The sequence below is a fragment of the Novosphingobium sp. KA1 genome, from assembly GCF_017309955.1.
Classification (GTDB): domain Bacteria; phylum Pseudomonadota; class Alphaproteobacteria; order Sphingomonadales; family Sphingomonadaceae; genus Novosphingobium.
The window spans coordinates 3411030-3425493 of sequence record NZ_CP021247.1; the positions used below are offsets into that span (position 1 = coordinate 3411030).

Consider the following 14464-nt stretch of genomic DNA (forward strand, 5'->3'; position numbering starts at 1 on the left):
AATGCCTCCGAAGTCCCTGCTTCGGAGGCATTTTCATGAACGTAACCGGCAACCGATTGATCTTGTCGAATGCCGCGCTAAGCTGATCCGGCAATGGCGCAAGAACACCATCCAGATTGCGAAGCGCTCGCCCGGATCGGTGCCGATGTTCGTGATCGCCTCTCGCTGATGGCGGCTGCAAGGCGCGTCGCCGTCGATGATGCGGAAATCTATACCATCGCCAACTTCCTCCCTTCCGCCACCTGCCGGCGGCTGACGGCCCTGATCGACGCCGTCGCCTGCCCTTCCCGGCTGGTCGAGGAAGCGAACTGGGAGGGATACCGCACCAGCTACTCCGGCGATATAGACCCCGGAGACGCCACCGTCCGCGACCTCGAGCGGGAACTGGCGCACCTTACCGGGCTCGACACCACCCGCAGCGAATGCGCGCAAGGCCAGCGCTACCTCACGGGGGAATATTACCACGAGCACTGGGACTGGTTCGATACCAAGGCCGCCTACTGGGCGGGAGAGGATCGCAACGGCGGACAGCGCAGCTGGACGGCGATGGTCTATCTCAACGCCGTCGAGGAAGGCGGGTACACCGATTTCACCCGCCTCGGCCTGCGTGTCGCGCCCTGCCCCGGCACCTTGCTCTTATGGAACAACGCCCTGCCCGACGGCACGCCCAATCCCTGGACAATCCACGCGGCCCGCCCCGTCGTGCGCGGGGTGAAGTACGTCGTCACCAAATGGTATCGCGCCCGCACCTGGCAATAGCGATCCTCAGCATTCCTCGCCGTTTTCGGCGGCCTTGCGATTGTCGAGATATTCCATCAGCTGATCGAAGCGGCGGTGCAGCCGGATGATTTCCAGCTGCGTGCGCAAGTTCACCTCATAGTCGTGCCGCGCGGTGATGCGGTCCTTGTCCGCCTGCCGGTTCTGGCTCATCATGATGACCGGTGCCTGGATCGCCGCCAGCATCGAGAGCATCAGGTTCAGGAAGATATAGGGATAGGCGTCGAAGGGCTTGACGCCCAGCATCTGCAGCACGCTCGAATTGAGCAGCATCCAGCCAAACAGCACCACCGCAAAGGCGATGATGAACCCCCAGCTGCCGCCGACCGCCGCCACCTTGTCGGCGATGCGGTCGCCGTGCGAGGCGTGCATGGCCGCCAGTTCGTCGGCATCGGGCCCGACCAGAGTGCCAGCGGCCAGCCGGCCCAGCACCCGCCGATCCTCGGGATCGAGCTCCTCCAGCTTGCGCCCGAGGAGTTCTTCAGCGAGTTCCTCGGGCGTTCGCGGGTTCTTACGCATTCAGGCTAGACTCCGACCTCAGGCGGCCGAAAGGGCCTCGGCGATCAGTTTGCGCGTTTCAGGCACGCCGTAAAGGGCGATGAAGCTGCCCATGCGCGGCCCCTGCGGCGAACCGAGCAGGGTTTCGTAGAGGGCCTTGAACCAGTCACGCAGGCTTTCGAAACCGTAAGCCTCGTTCTTGCCGATCTCATAGACGGCGTTCTGAAGGTTTTCGGCCGTCGCCTCACCGCCCAGCTTCTCCAGCTCGGCATCCAGCACCTTGAGCGCTTCGGCCTCATTGGCGGTCGGCGCGCGGCGCTTCAGGGTCGGCGCGATGAAGTCGCGGTTGGTGGCAAGCGCCGCGCGGACCATCTCGCCCAGTTCCGGGTGCGCCTCGGGACGGGCATCCTCGATGTAGTTGCCGAGGTAGGACCAGACCTGTTCCGCCGTCGCATCCGCGCCCAGCACGCCCACGAGGTTGAGCAAAAGCGAGAACGTCACCGGCACGCTGTCGCCCGCGCCCTCACCTTCGCCATTGGCGCGCAGCAGATGCCAGACCGGGTTGCCAAGCTGCTTGTCCAGCGCCTGATCGGCAAGGTTGCCACGGAACTGCCAGTATTCGTCGACCGCCTTGGGGATCACGCCGACGTGAAGCTGCTTGGCGCTCTTGGGTTCGCGGAACAGGTAGAAGCCCAAGGATTCCTCGGTGCCATAAGTCAGCCACTGCTCGATGGTCAGGCCGTTGCCCTTGGACTTCGAAATCTTCTCGCCGTTCTCGTCGAGGAACAGTTCGTAGATCAGCCCTTCCGGCTTGCGGCCGCCCAGCACCTGCACGATCTTGCCCGACTGGGTGACCGAATCGGTAAGGTCCTTGCCGCACATCTCGTAGTCGACGCCCAGCGCATACCAGCGCATCGCCCAGTCGACCTTCCACTGCAGCTTGGCCTTGCCGCCGAACACCGATTGTTCGACGACCGAGCCGTCCTCGTCGGTGAAGCGGACCATGCCGGTCGCCGGATCGAGCACTTCCACGGGCACCTGCAGCACCACCCCGCTGGTCGGCGAGACCGGCAGGATCGGCGAATAGGTCTTGCGGCGCTCCTCGCGCAGCGTCGGCAACATGATGTCGAGAATGCCCTGGTTGCATTCCAGAACACGGGTCAGCGCGGCATCGAATTCACCGGAATTGTAGCGGTCGCTGGCCGAGACGAATTCGTAGTCAAAGCCGAAACGGTCGAGAAACTCGCGCAGCATCGCGTTGTTGTGATGGGCAAAGCTCTCATGGGTGCCGAACGGGTCGGGAATGCGGCTGAGCGGCTTGCCGAGATTCGCGGCCAGAACTTCGGCATTGGGAATGTTGTCGGGAACCTTGCGCAACCCGTCCATGTCGTCCGAGAAGGCGACAAGGCGCGTGGGCGCACCGCCCGTCAGCGCCTCGTAGGCACGGCGGACCAGCGTGGTGCGCAGCACTTCCTGGAAGGTGCCGATATGCGGCAGGCCCGAGGGACCGTAGCCCGTCTCGAACAGCACCGGCACAAGCTTTCCGTCCGGGCCGAGTTTTCCATTCGGGAAACGCTTGAGCAGCTTCTGGGCCTCCTGGAAGGGCCAGGCCTTGGACACACGTGCGGCTTCGATCAGGGCTTGTTCAGTCATGCGCGCGCTATGACGCGAATTTGCCGCATTTCGCAAGCGCGAAGCTGTGCGGGGAACCACTCGAACGGGGAGCCGTTGTGAATTTTCAGGTCGCAGAAGGACATGGTCAAGTCGTGAAGTACGTCGATACCCTGCAGAAACAGCTCGAAAGCATGGCCGAGGGCTTTGTGCAGGCCCTGCCCAGCCTCGTCATCGCGCTCATGGTGCTCATGGTTACCTGGGCGCTGGCCCGCTTCGCCGTGCGCCTGGCCGACAAGCTGACATCCCGCGCAACGATCCGCAACGATCTCAAGCAATTGCTCGACACTCTTGTACGCCTGTTCGTCTGGATCATCGGCTCGCTGGTCGCCCTGACGGTGGCAGTGCCGAGCTTCACCCCTGCAGGCGCTTTCGCCGGCCTCGGCGTCGGCGCCCTCGCCATCGGTTTCGCGTTTCAGGACATCTTCGAGAACTTCCTCGCGGGCGTGCTCATCATGCTGCGCGACAAGATGAACATCGGCGATTCGATCCAGTGCCAGGGCATCACCGGCAAGGTCGAACGCATTACCCTGCGCGAAACCCATATCCGCCAGTTCACCGGCGAACTCACGGTCGTGCCCAACTCGATGCTGTTCAAGAACCCGGTGCTCATCCTGACCGACGAGCCGGTGCGCCGGAACGAAGTCGTCGTCGGCGTCTCCTACGACAGCGACCTCGACGAAGCCGAGCGGGTGATCCGCACTGCAGTGGAAGGAACCGATGGCCTCGACCTGGCCAAGGGTGTGCTGGTGGTGGCCCAGGAATTCAACGCCAGTTCGGTGGACTTCCTGGTCCAGTGGTGGACGCTGACAACCACAAACGACCTTCGCGTCGTGAAAAGCGCGGTGATCAAGCGCATCAAGGCGGCGCTCGACCAAGAAGGCATCGAGATCCCCTACCCTTACGTGACCAACACCTTCAAGGAAGCCCTGCCGATCGATCGCGCCCACACGCCGGACAAGCGCGCGGCCTGACAAAAAATGAAGCGACCCGCCCTCTATCCGGAGAGCGGGTCGCTTCACTGCGTGACGAAAGCTTCGGCGGATTACGGCCGTGCGATGTCCTGCCACTTCCAGTCGTAGGTGAGCGGCGCTTCGCGGAAGGCGAAGCGGTCGATGTGCCGGGCGACCACGTCGGTCAGCCCCTGCACGTCGTCCCGGTTTTCGCCGGTGATGGCGATGGCGATGCCGGTATCCCCCGCCGCCATCGTCGCCATCGCATTGGGGAAGGTCACCGTGCCGGTGCTGCCTTCCACAGTGGTTTCGAGCTTGTGGCTCCAGTGCTTGCAGAGCTGCAGCACGTACTTCGCGCCATTGGGCGTGGCGACCTCTGCCCCGATCGTGTGGCTCATCCTTCGATCCTTTCGATCTTGCGGGTCGCCTCGTCGAGCGCATCGGCGATCTGGAGGATGATCTCGCGATCGGCACCGTCCTTGGAAAGACGGTCGTGCACGGCCGTGCGCAGGGCATGGATGGCCCGGCGCACCGGCGCGGGATCGACCCGGTCGCGCGCCTCTGCCAGTGCCGACAGGCGGGCCTTGAGCAAGACGGCCTTCTCGGCATCGGCTTCAGCCTGCGTACGGCCTTCCCCGGTCGCCTCGTAGGACTTGCGGGCCCCCTCTTCGGCCGTGGCCGCGATCAGGCCCGCTTCTTCCATGTAGGTCAGCGCCGGATAGACCACGCCCGGGCTCGGCGCATAGTCGCCGCCCGAAAGCGCCTCGATCTCGCGGATCAGTTCATAGCCGTGACGCGGCGCCTCGACGATCAGCGCGAGCAGCAGGATCTGCAGTTCCGCCTGATCGAACAGCCGCTTGCGGCGTCCACCGCCCATCCGGCCACCGCCGGGGCCGAAACCGCCCCCGAAGCCGCCGCCAAAACCTTCACCGCGACCGCCGCGACCGCGTCCACGACCGCCGGGGAAGCCGCCCTCGAAATCGCCGCCGTCGCGGCCGAACGGTCCACGCTCCATGCCGAAACCACCGCGACCACGCATGCCGCGCGGACCGAAGCGGCCCTCACCATGGCGTTCGCCACGAAATTCACCGCGGAACTCTTCGCCGCGCCCGCCGTGTTCGCCACGACTTCCGCGACCCATGCCGCAGTTGTGATGATGCTTCATCGTTCTCTTCTCGTTTCCTATCTTCATGATGGCCTCAAGATATATTTTAAATCGCATTCCGCAAGAAACTAAAATGTATCTTGATGTATTTTTTGAATGAGAACGCCGCTGAAGCGCGCGTTTCCGCCAAAACCGGGCATTGCCGGGTTTCCCTTTCCGTTCCGCCGTGCCTAAGACGGGGCAATGGCCGCCCTCTCCATCCCTGCCCTCCACGCCAGCCACGCAGGCTCCTGGCTGCGCGAGGGTTCCGGCTCGACTCGTCCCGTTTCCAAAGGCGAGGCAGTCACCGCAGCCGCCGACACCCCGCTGCTGATCCTCAACGCCCCGCTCGTCGCCACCCGACTCGGCTACCCCGATCTGTCCGGGCTCGACCTGCTGGAACTGTTTGCCTTCGTGCACCCTGCCCGCTTTGTCGTCCCCACCGCCAAGGGGCTTGCCCACGCCCTGGGGCTCGACGAACCCAAGGGCGATGCCGAGGTGCCCAGGCTGCTTCAGGAGGCTGCCGGGGCGCTGCTGGCAACTTGCGAAAGCGACCAATGGGCCGAACGCGAAGGCGCATGGACCGGCCTGCAATCGCTGGTGCGCATGCGCTGGCCCTGGGCAGGCCTGCTCGGGGCACACATCCGCAAACCGGAACGGGCGGAGCGCTGGCTGTTCACCCGCCTGCCCGAATGGGAAGAGACGCCCGAACTGCCGCAGCCCCGCCAAATCGTGCTCGAACCCGATGCCGTGCTGCGCCGACTGGCCGAACTGACCGGCAGCAACGCCGAACAGCGCCCCACCCAGCAGGCCTATGCCGCCGAAGCGGCCTATGCCTTCGCCCCGCGCGAGGCACGTGGCCGCCCACATGTGGTGCTGGCACAGGCCGGAACCGGCATCGGCAAGACCCTCGGTTATCTCGCCCCGGCCTCGCTCTGGGCGCAGGAATCGGGCGGCACCGTCTGGGTATCGACGTATACCAAGGCGCTCCAGCGCCAGCTCCGCAAGGAAAGCCGCCGCGCCTGGCCCGAGTATCGGCCGGACGGAAGCCAGCCCGTGGTCGTGCGCAAGGGCCGCGAGAACTACCTCTGCCTGCTGAACCTCGAAGACGCGCTGCAAGGCGGCTTTGCGGGCCGCGCCGCGATCATGGCGCAACTCGTCGCACGCTGGGCCGCCTATTCGCAGGATGGCGACATGATCGGCGGCGACCTGCCGGGCTGGCTCGGCACGCTGTTCCGCCAGCGCGGCATCACTGCGCTGACCGACCGGCGCGGTGAATGCGTCTACGCCGGCTGCCCGCATTTCCGCAAATGCTTCATCGAGCGCGCCACCCGCGCCAGCGTCGGCGCCGACCTCGTGATCGGCAATCACGCGCTTGTCATGATCAACGCCGCGCGCGGGCGCGATCAGGCCTCCCGCCCTACCCGCGTGGTGTTCGACGAAGGCCATCACGTTTTCGACGCCGCCGATTCCACGTTCGCCGCCGCGCTCACCGGCGCCGAGGCCATCGAACTGCGCCGCTGGGTGATCGGCCCCGAAAAGAACGCGCGTGGCCGCCGCCGCGGCCTCTCCGCCCGCCTTGCCGACGTCGCCAGTTATGACGAGGCCGGGGCCAAGGCCATCACCGCCGCCTGCGCCGCCGCCGAGTCCCTACCCGGCGACAGCTGGATGCAGCGCATCGTCGACGGCGCGCCCTCCGGCCCGCTGGAAGAGCTGTTCGCCGCCGCCCGCGCCACCGTCTACGCCCGCGACGAGAGCGGCGGACAGGAAGCGGGCTACGGCCTCGAAACCGAAGCCGCGGGCCTCGACGGCCCCTTCGTCGAACGCGCCGAGGCCGCGCGCGAGGCTCTGGCTGAACTGCGGCAGCCGCTGATGCGGCTTGGCCTGCGGCTCGAGGCCCTGCTCGAGGACGGGCCGGACTGGCTCGACGGCCCCGGCCGCGCCCGTATCGAAGGCGCCCGCCAATCGCTCGGCTGGCGGATCGACCTGCTCTCGGCATGGGAAACGATGCTGGCCCGGCTCAGCGGCCCCGCCGATCCCGAATATGTTGACTGGCTGGCGGTCGACCGGTCCGACGCGCGCGAATACGATATCGGCATCCACCGCCACTGGCTCGATCCGATGAAGCCGTTCGCCAGTGTCGTGCTGGAACCGGCCCATGGCGTGGTCATGACCTCGGCCACGCTGCGCGACGGCGAAGGCTGGGAAAAGGCGATCAAGCGCTCGGGCGTGCCCTATATCGAAGTCACCCCGAAACTCTCCGAACATCTCAGCCCCTTCGACTATGCCGAGCAGGCCGAAGTGCTGATCGTCAACGACATCCCGCGCGGCGACATTCCCGCGCTCGCCGGTGCCTACGGCCGGTTGATCGAGGCTTCGGGAGGCGGCGTGCTCGGCCTGTTCACCGCGATCCGCCGCCTGCGCGCCGTGCATGGACGCATCGCCGACCGCCTCGCACGCGGAGGCCTGCCGCTCTACGCCCAGCATGTCGATCCGATCGACACCGGCACGCTGGTCGACATTTTCCGCGACGATCCCGCCGCCTCGCTGCTGGGTACCGATGCCCTGCGCGACGGCGTGGACGTGCCCGGCCATTCGCTGCGGCTTGTCGTCATGGAGCAAGTGCCATGGCCGCGCCCCACCATCCTGCACCGCGCGCGGCGGCTGGCCGGGGGCGGCTCGTCCTACGACGACGGCCTGATCCGCGCCAAGCTGGCGCAGGCGTTCGGCCGTCTTATCCGCAGCCGCGGCGACCGCGGCCATTTTGTCGTCCTCTCCTCGGCCTTCCCTTCGCGCCTCCTGAGCGCGTTCCCGAAGGGCACGCCGGTTCATCGGATTTCACTGGAAGAAGCCTTGCATCGCGTGGCCGCAAGTGTTTCAGGGGAAACCGTCAAGGACGGCAATCACGCCCGCCCGCCGGTTTGACCCGTTCAGTGTGAGCTTGATCCCCGCATGAAAACTCTCGGCATTTTCAGGCACGCCAAATCCGACTGGAACGACGCCCGCCTTCGGGATTTCGACCGTCCGCTCAACAAGCGCGGACGCAAGGGCGCGGCCTTGATGGGCCTGCACATCCGTGACCACGCGGTGAAATGGAACCGCATCCTCGCCTCTCCGGCGGTGCGCGCCGCGCAGACGATCGAACTGGCCGAGGAAGCTGCCGGCGAATCGCCGCCGATCACCTGGGACCGCCGCCTCTATCTCGCCAGTTCGGCCATTCTCATGGACCTGCTGCGCGAGCAGACCACCGATCCCCGCACGCTCATGCTTGTCGGCCACAATCCGGGCCTCGAAGACCTGATCTTCGACCTCGTGCCCGACGACGGGTCGAGTCCGATGCGGGACATGGTCGAGGAGAAGTTTCCGACCGCCGCCTTTGCCGTGATCGAACTGGACATCGAATCCTGGAGCGAGATTACCGAAGGCTGCGGCCGACTGGTGCACCTCACCCGCCCGCGCGACCTGGACCCAGAACTGGGCCCGCAGATCGAATTCTGATGGGCAGCAGGGGCCTCGCGCCGCGCTGATCAGGACAAATGCAACCTCAGGCGGCCAGGGCCGCTGCCAGCTTGTCGCGGATGGCGCGCAGCCGCGCGAGACGTTCGGGCGAAATATCCGCTACGGGCGACGCGGGTTCTGAAGCCGGAGCCGCTCGCAGCCCCGTCGCTTCCGGCACGGTTCCACCTTCCAGCGCCTGCCGGGCACCGCGCAGGGTATACCCCTCGCGGTGAACCAAACGGTCGATCTCGGCGATCAAGGCAACGTCTTCCGGCCGATAATAGCGGCGTCCACCCGCCCGCTTGATCGGCTGAAGCGCCGGAAACTGCTCTTCCCAATAACGCAGCACGTGCTGGCGCACGCCCAGAGCCTTGGTCACTTCGCCAATCGTGCGCAGCGCATCCGCCGCCTTCCCATCGTCAAAACGAGAAAGCGGCGCTTGCGACACCGGATCACGATCCGGATTCTGAGACATGAAATTCGCTCCTTACGGGCCACCGCCCCCAGAGCGGCCATGGTCAGACTTGCGCGATGCGATCCTTGAGCATCTGGCTGGCACGGAACGTCATCACCCGACGCGGCGTGATGGGCACCTCAATCCCTGTCTTGGGATTTCGACCGATACGTTCACCCTTGTCCCGCAACAAAAACGTACCGAAACCGGAGATCTTGACGTTCTCCCCATCGGTCAATGCGTTGGACATATGCTGAAGAATGGCTTCGACCATACCAAGCGATTCTGCCCGTGACAGGCCCAACCGGCGATGGATGGCTTCCGCGATCTCAGCCCTTGTCAATGTTTCCGTGGAGCGCATACCACCACATCCCCTTCGAGCCCGAACCCCCATGACGATAATATGAAAAAATGAGGGAAAAGCAATGCTCGACGCAGGAGACTGCGCCGATTTGAAACAGGCTCTACGGAATTACATCCGGATCAGGCTGGCACCCCAGGTAAAGCCGCCGCCCATCGCTTCCAGCACGACCAGGTCGCCCTTCACGATTCGGCCGTCCCGCACCGCCTGATCGAGCGCCAGCGGCACCGATGCAGCGGAGGTATTGGCGTGCTGGGAGACCGTCATCACCACCTTTTCGGCGGGAAGATTGAGCTTGCGCGCGGTCGCATCGAGAATGCGGGCATTGGCCTGATGCGGCACCAGCCAGTCGATGTCCTGCGCGGTGTGACCGGTTTCGGTCAGCACTTCCTCAAGCACTTCGGCGAGATTCGTCACCGCGTGACGGAACACCTCGCGGCCTTTCATGCGCAACTTGCCAACGGTTCCCGTCGTCGACGGTCCGCCATCGACGAACAGAAGCTGGTTATGCGCGCCATCGGCATGCAGACGGGTGGCAAGCACACCGCGCGGCTTCTCGCCGTCTTCCTGCTCCTGCGCTTCAAGCACGATCGCGCCCGCGCCGTCGCCAAAAAGCACGCACGTCGTGCGGTCTTCCCAGTCAAGAATCCGGCTGAAAGTTTCCGAACCGATCACCAGCGCACGCTGGGCCATGCCCGAGCGCAGCATCGAATCGGCAACACCAACCGCGTAGAGGAAACCCGAGCAGACAGCCGCCACGTCAAAGGCGATACCGCCGCGGCAGCCGAGATTGGCCTGGACGATCGTGGCGGTGGCCGGGAACGTCTGGTCCGGGGTGGCCGTTGCCAGCACGATGAGATCGATCGACGCGGCGTCGATGCCGGCTGCCTCGATCGCCTTGCGGGCGGCATCGGTGGCCAGGCTCGACGTCGTCTCGTCGGCATCGGCGATGTGACGGTTGGAGATGCCGGTACGCTCGACGATCCATTCGTCGCTGGTATCGACCTTCTCTGCCAGTTCTGCGTTGCTGACCGCGCGGCGCGGCAGGGCCGAGCCCGTGCCGACGATGACCGAACGCCGCATCAGGCGCGCTCTTCCTGGACGCGCGTCTTGCGCAGGGACGTCCCACCCATACGGGCGAGGTCGGCGGAAATCCGCTCGGTCACATTTTCCTCCAGGAGTCGCGCAGTCACCGCGACGGCATTGGCGACCCCGGCAGCATTGGCGCCGCCATGGCTTTTCACCACGATACCGTTGAGACCCAGGAAAACTGCGCCGTTATGATTATTGGGATCGAGATGGTGCTTGAGCAGTTCGGTGGCCGGCTTCGAGATCAGGAACCCGATCTTCGAGCGCAGCGAACTGGTGAAGCCCCGACGCAGCAGGTCGGCGACGAAACGGGCCGTACCCTCCACCGCCTTCAGCGCGACATTGCCCGAGAAACCGTCGGTCACGACGACATCCATGTCGCCGCGGCCCAGCTTGTCGGCCTCGGTGAAACCGTCGAAGGACATGGACAGGTCGGCGGCGGAAGCCTTGAGCATCGCAGCCGCATCGCGCAGCATTTCGGTGCCCTTGGTTTCCTCGGTGCCGATATTCAGCAGACGCACGCGCGGCTGCTCGCGCCCCGTGGCGACGCGGGCATAGGCAGCGCCCATGATCGCGAACTGCACGAGATTGCGCGCATCGCATTCCGCATTGGCGCCAAGGTCGAGCATGACGAGGTCATGGTCTTCCAGCGTCGGCAGCAAGGCGGCAAGCGCGGGCCGGTCGATACCGGGCATCGTGCGCAGCGAGAGCTTGGCAATCGCCATCAGCGCGCCGGTATTACCGGCGCTGACGGCGGCTCCGGCGTCACCCGCCTTCACCGCCTCGATAGCGCGCCCCATCGACGTACCCTTGGCCCGGCGCAAGGCCTGGCTGGGCTTGTCCTCACCGCTGATGACGCCTTCGGTATGCAGGATTTCGGAGCTGGCCCTGAGGTTGGGATGAGCCTCAAGTGCGGATTTGATCCGCGGCTCGTCCCCCACCAGCAGGAACTTGAACTGGTCATGGCGACGGCGCGCAAGTGCGGCGCCCTCGATCATGACGCGCACACCTTCGTCGCCGCCCATCGCATCGATAGCGATACGCGGCAGACTCATGCTTTTTCTCCGAAACTCGTCTTTGGTCTTAGACTTCGACCGCGACGATTTCGCGACCGTTGTAGTGACCGCAAGCGTTGCACAGGTTGTGCGGACGCTTGAGTTCGCCACAGTTCGGGCACTCGTGGAAAGCTTCGACCTTCAGCGCATCATGGCTGCGGCGCATGCCACGGCGGGACGGGGTGGTCTTTCTTTTAGGGACAGCCATTTCGGCACCTGTTCCTGAAACTGGATTAATGTCAAAAAGGCCGCCGGGAACCGTTTTCGCGGACCGGCGGCTTGCGAAGGCGCGCCTATAACCGATTTCTCACCAGTTGCAACCCGTTCGTCCCCGCAGCAAGAACGCGAAATCGACAAAGGGGAAAACGAGCCCATGATTCTTCAAACCACGCTGTGCCTTGCGGCGGCAGCGGCCGTCATCACTTTCTGGCACATAGCACGTATCGGCCAGCTGCGCATGCGCGAGAAGGTCCTTTTCGGTGACGGCGGCCACGACCTGCTGTCGCGCCGCATGCGCGCCCAGCTCAATTTCGTGGAAAGCACACCCTTCGTGCTGATCCTCGTTGCCGCCATAGAAATGACCGGAAAGGCGGGCCCCTGGCTCGCCATCGTCGGTGCGGTCTTCATGCTGGGACGCGTCTCGCATGGCCTTGGCATGGACATCCCCAAGCCCAACCTGCTTCGCATGGCCGGCGTACTTGTCACCGTGCTCACGCTGCTGGGGCTTTCGGTAATGGCCGTGCTGATCGCGCTGGGCCGCTTCTGATCCTGCCGCGCAGGGCAGGCAAACAAAAAGGGCGCCGGTCGGACCGGCGCCCTTTTCATTTAATCCACCGCAAAGATCACGCCGGCAGGCCGCGCTCCAGCGCCGCATCACCGACATAGGGATTCGTCCGGCGCTCATCCCCAAACGTGCTGATCGGACCGTGCCCCGGCACAAACGTCACATCGTCGCCGAGCGGCCAGAGCCCGGTGGTAATCGAGTTGACGAGATCCTCGAGGTTCCCGCGCGGGAAGTCCCAGCGACCGATTCCGCCCTGGAACAGGACATCGCCCACCATCGCGAACTTGCTCGGCGCATGGTGGAAGATCACGTGGCCCGGCGTGTGTCCGGGACAATGGACAACATCGAGTTCCAGCTCGCCCACCGTCACTTTATCGCCATTCTCGAGCCAACGATCGGGCTCGAAAGTATGCGCCTCCATGTTCCAGCGCGGACCGTCGTCATTAAGCTGCGCGATCCAGAACCGGTCCTCCTCCTGCGGGCCTTCGATCGGCACGCCCATTTCCTTGGCGAACACGCCCGCCATGCCGCAGTGGTCGAGATGACCATGGGTGACGAGAATCTTCTCCAGCGTCACCCCGGTCTTCTCCAGCGCCTGACGCAGCTTGGGCAAGTCTCCCCCGGGATCGACAAAGGCGCCGCGCATCGTCCTGGTGCACCACAGGAGCGTGCAATTCTGCTGGAGCGGCGTGACGGGAATGATTCCCACCCGCATCGGACGTTCGTCGGCAGTTTCGGTCATGCCGCACGAGATGGCCGCAAGCCGCCCTGAATGCAACTGCGCTAGATGCGCCCGCCCTTCCAGACGACTCGCCCGATCACCACCACATCGTCGAGCCCGCATTCGATCACCCGGTAGGCCGGATTGTCGCTGAGCAAGGCGATCCGCCCGGCCCCGACCGGTTCCAGCCGCTTGACCAGCACGGCATCGTCCAGACGCACGACATGAATGCCATCGCGCAGCGGCTGCCAATCGCGGTCGACAAGGATCTCGTCGCCATGACGCAGTGTCGGCTCCATCGAATCGCCGGTCACGCTGATCGCGGAGAGCGCATCGGGCCGCAGCCCGAGCGAACGCAGCCACCGCGCGGTGAAGCGCAAGGTGCCGAAAGTCTCCTCCTCCCCCGCATGAGCCCCCGGCCCGGCGGATGCGCCGACGGCCAGCCGAGGCACATCGACCCATCCGGTCAGATCGTAGGATTTTTCCCCGCCCTTGCCCAGCTCCACCTCATCCACGCCAAAGAACCGCGCCAGCAGGCTGCGGTCCTGCTCCTCCAGCTTTCGAGGACTGCCCTTCTTGATGAATTGCTGGAGATAGCTGGCATTCTTCCCGATCATCCGGGAGAGCGACGAAAGGCTGACCCCTCGTGCATCGGCGAGTTGCAGCAGGCGGGAGCGGGGGTCCGGGGTTTCCATAATGTAATCCGTAACCGAAGGAAATTTCCTAGACAAGTAGGATTTGGATGCCGAGATTTCCGGAACATTACGAAAACATCCAAAACCGGAGCTTTCACACGATGCTACTGCGCCAGATCGAGCGCTTTCTGCGCCTGACGGAAATGCCGTGGACCAAGTTCGGTCGCCTGGCGACCCATGACCCGCGATTCGTCGCCGACTTGCGCAACGGCCGCAATCCCCGCGCCGGCACCGTGAAACGCGTCGAACATTTCATGAACAATTATCTGGAGAGCCTCCATGCGCACTAATTCCGCCGCCCATCACAAAGCCGGCCGTGACCAGGCCCGCAACACCGGCGAGTTCCGCTCCATGCTCGAAACCGCCCGCAGCGCGCTGGGCGATGGCGCGGGCAGGCCGCGCGGCCCCTGGCTGCTCCTGCTTTCGGAAGTGCTGCTGCTGGCAGGCAAACAAGTGGAATTCATCCATCACGCCGAACGGCCGTGGAGCAGCGCCACCTTCTCCGGTTCGCGCCACACCATCGCGCTGGCATTCGAGGGCGTGGATGCCATCGTCGAGGGCGAGGCACTGATCGCCGCCCTGCCCGATCACGAATTCACCGTGCCGGGGCGAATCGTCGCAGATGCCGCCATCGCCGCGGTCGACCATGCGGCAGGCCCGCCCGCGCGCATGACGGTGGAAGTGGAACTGCTGCTGCTCGACGACTGCTGAGGCGCCGCGCGCATCACACCAACCTGCGAGGAGTCAAGCTCAACGCAGGTTGG

18 protein-coding genes are annotated in these 14464 nt (G+C 64.8%); 7 read left to right on the top strand and 11 right to left on the bottom strand.

The features are described from left to right. Positions 1 to 93 precede the first annotated feature (93 nt). The gene (locus CA833_RS16365) at positions 94 to 759 is read left to right on the top strand and encodes a 2OG-Fe(II) oxygenase (protein WP_207078649.1); all 666 of its coding nucleotides are present in this window, start codon (positions 94 to 96) and stop codon (positions 757 to 759) included. A gap of 6 nt (positions 760 to 765) precedes the next feature. On the opposite strand, the gene CA833_RS16370 is transcribed toward CA833_RS16365, so the two are convergent. Then, positions 766 to 1296, bottom strand: a complete 531-nt coding sequence (locus CA833_RS16370) for a DUF1003 domain-containing protein (RefSeq protein ID WP_142633363.1) — start codon at positions 1294 to 1296, stop codon at positions 766 to 768. Positions 1297 to 1314: 18 nt separating this feature from the next. Next, entirely contained in the window at positions 1315 to 2928 is a 1614-nt protein-coding gene (locus CA833_RS16375; RefSeq protein ID WP_207078650.1) for a lysine--tRNA ligase, read from the bottom strand. A gap of 113 nt (positions 2929 to 3041) precedes the next feature. Between CA833_RS16375 and CA833_RS16380 the strand changes: the two genes are divergently transcribed. Then, positions 3042 to 3920 carry a mechanosensitive ion channel family protein gene (locus CA833_RS16380; protein WP_207078651.1) on the top strand — a complete coding sequence of 293 codons (879 nt, stop codon included), beginning with the start codon at positions 3042 to 3044 and terminating at the stop codon, positions 3918 to 3920. 71 nt (positions 3921 to 3991) lie between these two features. Here the strand turns inward: CA833_RS16380 and CA833_RS16385 are convergent, their stop codons facing one another. Then, positions 3992 to 4297: a DUF2218 domain-containing protein gene (locus CA833_RS16385; protein WP_207078652.1), complete on the bottom strand. Its 306-nt coding sequence runs from the start codon at positions 4295 to 4297 to the stop codon at positions 3992 to 3994. Beyond that, on the bottom strand, positions 4294 to 5064 hold the full coding sequence (locus tag CA833_RS16390; RefSeq protein WP_207078653.1) for a PadR family transcriptional regulator: 771 nt from the start codon (positions 5062 to 5064) through the stop codon (positions 4294 to 4296). Before CA833_RS16390 ends, CA833_RS16385 begins: the two co-directional genes overlap by 4 nt. A 183-nt stretch (positions 5065 to 5247) precedes the next feature. On the opposite strand from CA833_RS16390, the gene CA833_RS16395 reads away from it, so the two are divergent. Continuing rightward, a complete protein-coding gene (locus tag CA833_RS16395) occupies positions 5248 to 7968 on the top strand; it encodes an ATP-dependent DNA helicase (RefSeq protein ID WP_142633355.1) in 2721 nt (906 codons plus the stop codon). A 27-nt stretch (positions 7969 to 7995) separates the two neighbouring features. Further along, the gene (locus CA833_RS16400; protein ID WP_207078655.1) at positions 7996 to 8541 is read left to right on the top strand and encodes a histidine phosphatase family protein; all 546 of its coding nucleotides are present in this window, start codon (positions 7996 to 7998) and stop codon (positions 8539 to 8541) included. A 46-nt stretch (positions 8542 to 8587) separates the two neighbouring features. Here CA833_RS16400 and CA833_RS16405 read toward each other — a convergent pair whose 3' ends face one another. From CA833_RS16405 to rpmF, 5 genes are all read right to left on the bottom strand, one after another. After that, the gene (locus CA833_RS16405; protein WP_207078656.1) at positions 8588 to 9016 is read right to left on the bottom strand and encodes a MerR family transcriptional regulator; all 429 of its coding nucleotides are present in this window, start codon (positions 9014 to 9016) and stop codon (positions 8588 to 8590) included. Positions 9017 to 9059: 43 nt separating this feature from the next. Continuing rightward, positions 9060 to 9356, bottom strand: a complete 297-nt coding sequence (locus CA833_RS16410) for an integration host factor subunit alpha (protein ID WP_142633349.1) — start codon at positions 9354 to 9356, stop codon at positions 9060 to 9062. A gap of 111 nt (positions 9357 to 9467) precedes the next feature. After that, positions 9468 to 10439, bottom strand: a complete 972-nt coding sequence (locus CA833_RS16415; RefSeq protein WP_207078657.1) for a beta-ketoacyl-ACP synthase III — start codon at positions 10437 to 10439, stop codon at positions 9468 to 9470. After that, positions 10439 to 11500: a phosphate acyltransferase PlsX gene (gene plsX / locus CA833_RS16420; RefSeq protein WP_142633345.1), complete on the bottom strand. Its 1062-nt coding sequence runs from the start codon at positions 11498 to 11500 to the stop codon at positions 10439 to 10441. The genes CA833_RS16415 and plsX overlap by 1 nt, the downstream gene beginning before the upstream one ends. 28 nt (positions 11501 to 11528) lie before the next feature. Further along, the gene (gene rpmF / locus CA833_RS16425) at positions 11529 to 11708 is read right to left on the bottom strand and encodes a 50S ribosomal protein L32 (protein ID WP_031342399.1); all 180 of its coding nucleotides are present in this window, start codon (positions 11706 to 11708) and stop codon (positions 11529 to 11531) included. Positions 11709 to 11873: 165 nt separating this feature from the next. On the opposite strand from rpmF, the gene CA833_RS16430 reads away from it, so the two are divergent. Continuing rightward, entirely contained in the window at positions 11874 to 12266 is a 393-nt protein-coding gene (locus tag CA833_RS16430; protein WP_207078658.1) for an MAPEG family protein, read from the top strand. A gap of 76 nt (positions 12267 to 12342) precedes the next feature. On the opposite strand, the gene CA833_RS16435 is transcribed toward CA833_RS16430, so the two are convergent. Both CA833_RS16435 and CA833_RS16440 read right to left on the bottom strand, forming a co-directional pair. Next, entirely contained in the window at positions 12343 to 13026 is a 684-nt protein-coding gene (locus CA833_RS16435; protein WP_142633342.1) for an MBL fold metallo-hydrolase, read from the bottom strand. A 41-nt stretch (positions 13027 to 13067) separates the two neighbouring features. Next, positions 13068 to 13700 (bottom strand): S24 family peptidase, encoded by a 633-nt coding sequence (locus CA833_RS16440; protein ID WP_142633340.1) that lies wholly within the window; start codon positions 13698 to 13700, stop codon positions 13068 to 13070. A gap of 101 nt (positions 13701 to 13801) precedes the next feature. Here CA833_RS16440 and CA833_RS16445 point away from each other — a divergent pair, with 101 nt between their 5' ends. Beyond that, the gene (locus CA833_RS16445; RefSeq protein WP_142637578.1) at positions 13802 to 13990 is read left to right on the top strand and encodes a hypothetical protein; all 189 of its coding nucleotides are present in this window, start codon (positions 13802 to 13804) and stop codon (positions 13988 to 13990) included. Continuing rightward, positions 13980 to 14411 (top strand): hypothetical protein, encoded by a 432-nt coding sequence (locus CA833_RS16450; protein ID WP_242526153.1) that lies wholly within the window; start codon positions 13980 to 13982, stop codon positions 14409 to 14411. The genes CA833_RS16445 and CA833_RS16450 overlap by 11 nt, the downstream gene beginning before the upstream one ends. The last annotated feature ends 53 nt before the right edge of the window (positions 14412 to 14464 follow it).

What these genes read in the sequence shown, in the direction of transcription:
- CA833_RS16365 (WP_207078649.1), top strand. Translation starts at nt 94, where the DNA reads ATGGCGCAAGAACACCATCCAGATTGCGAAGCGCTCGCCCGGATCGGT.
- CA833_RS16370 (WP_142633363.1), bottom strand. Translation starts at nt 1,296, where the DNA reads ATGCGTAAGAACCCGCGAACGCCCGAGGAACTCGCTGAAGAACTCCTC.
- CA833_RS16375 (WP_207078650.1), bottom strand. Translation starts at nt 2,928, where the DNA reads ATGACTGAACAAGCCCTGATCGAAGCCGCACGTGTGTCCAAGGCCTGG.
- CA833_RS16385 (WP_207078652.1), bottom strand. Translation starts at nt 4,297, where the DNA reads ATGAGCCACACGATCGGGGCAGAGGTCGCCACGCCCAATGGCGCGAAG.
- CA833_RS16390 (WP_207078653.1), bottom strand. Translation starts at nt 5,064, where the DNA reads ATGAAGCATCATCACAACTGCGGCATGGGTCGCGGAAGTCGTGGCGAA.
- CA833_RS16395 (WP_142633355.1), top strand. Translation starts at nt 5,248, where the DNA reads ATGGCCGCCCTCTCCATCCCTGCCCTCCACGCCAGCCACGCAGGCTCC.
- CA833_RS16400 (WP_207078655.1), top strand. Translation starts at nt 7,996, where the DNA reads ATGAAAACTCTCGGCATTTTCAGGCACGCCAAATCCGACTGGAACGAC.
- CA833_RS16405 (WP_207078656.1), bottom strand. Translation starts at nt 9,016, where the DNA reads ATGTCTCAGAATCCGGATCGTGATCCGGTGTCGCAAGCGCCGCTTTCT.
- CA833_RS16410 (WP_142633349.1), bottom strand. Translation starts at nt 9,356, where the DNA reads ATGCGCTCCACGGAAACATTGACAAGGGCTGAGATCGCGGAAGCCATC.
- CA833_RS16415 (WP_207078657.1), bottom strand. Translation starts at nt 10,439, where the DNA reads ATGCGGCGTTCGGTCATCGTCGGCACGGGCTCGGCCCTGCCGCGCCGC.
- plsX (WP_142633345.1), bottom strand. Translation starts at nt 11,500, where the DNA reads ATGAGTCTGCCGCGTATCGCTATCGATGCGATGGGCGGCGACGAAGGT.
- rpmF (WP_031342399.1), bottom strand. Translation starts at nt 11,708, where the DNA reads ATGGCTGTCCCTAAAAGAAAGACCACCCCGTCCCGCCGTGGCATGCGC.
- CA833_RS16430 (WP_207078658.1), top strand. Translation starts at nt 11,874, where the DNA reads ATGATTCTTCAAACCACGCTGTGCCTTGCGGCGGCAGCGGCCGTCATC.
- CA833_RS16435 (WP_142633342.1), bottom strand. Translation starts at nt 13,026, where the DNA reads ATGACCGAAACTGCCGACGAACGTCCGATGCGGGTGGGAATCATTCCC.
- CA833_RS16440 (WP_142633340.1), bottom strand. Translation starts at nt 13,700, where the DNA reads ATGGAAACCCCGGACCCCCGCTCCCGCCTGCTGCAACTCGCCGATGCA.
- CA833_RS16445 (WP_142637578.1), top strand. Translation starts at nt 13,802, where the DNA reads ATGCTACTGCGCCAGATCGAGCGCTTTCTGCGCCTGACGGAAATGCCG.
- CA833_RS16450 (WP_242526153.1), top strand. Translation starts at nt 13,980, where the DNA reads ATGCGCACTAATTCCGCCGCCCATCACAAAGCCGGCCGTGACCAGGCC.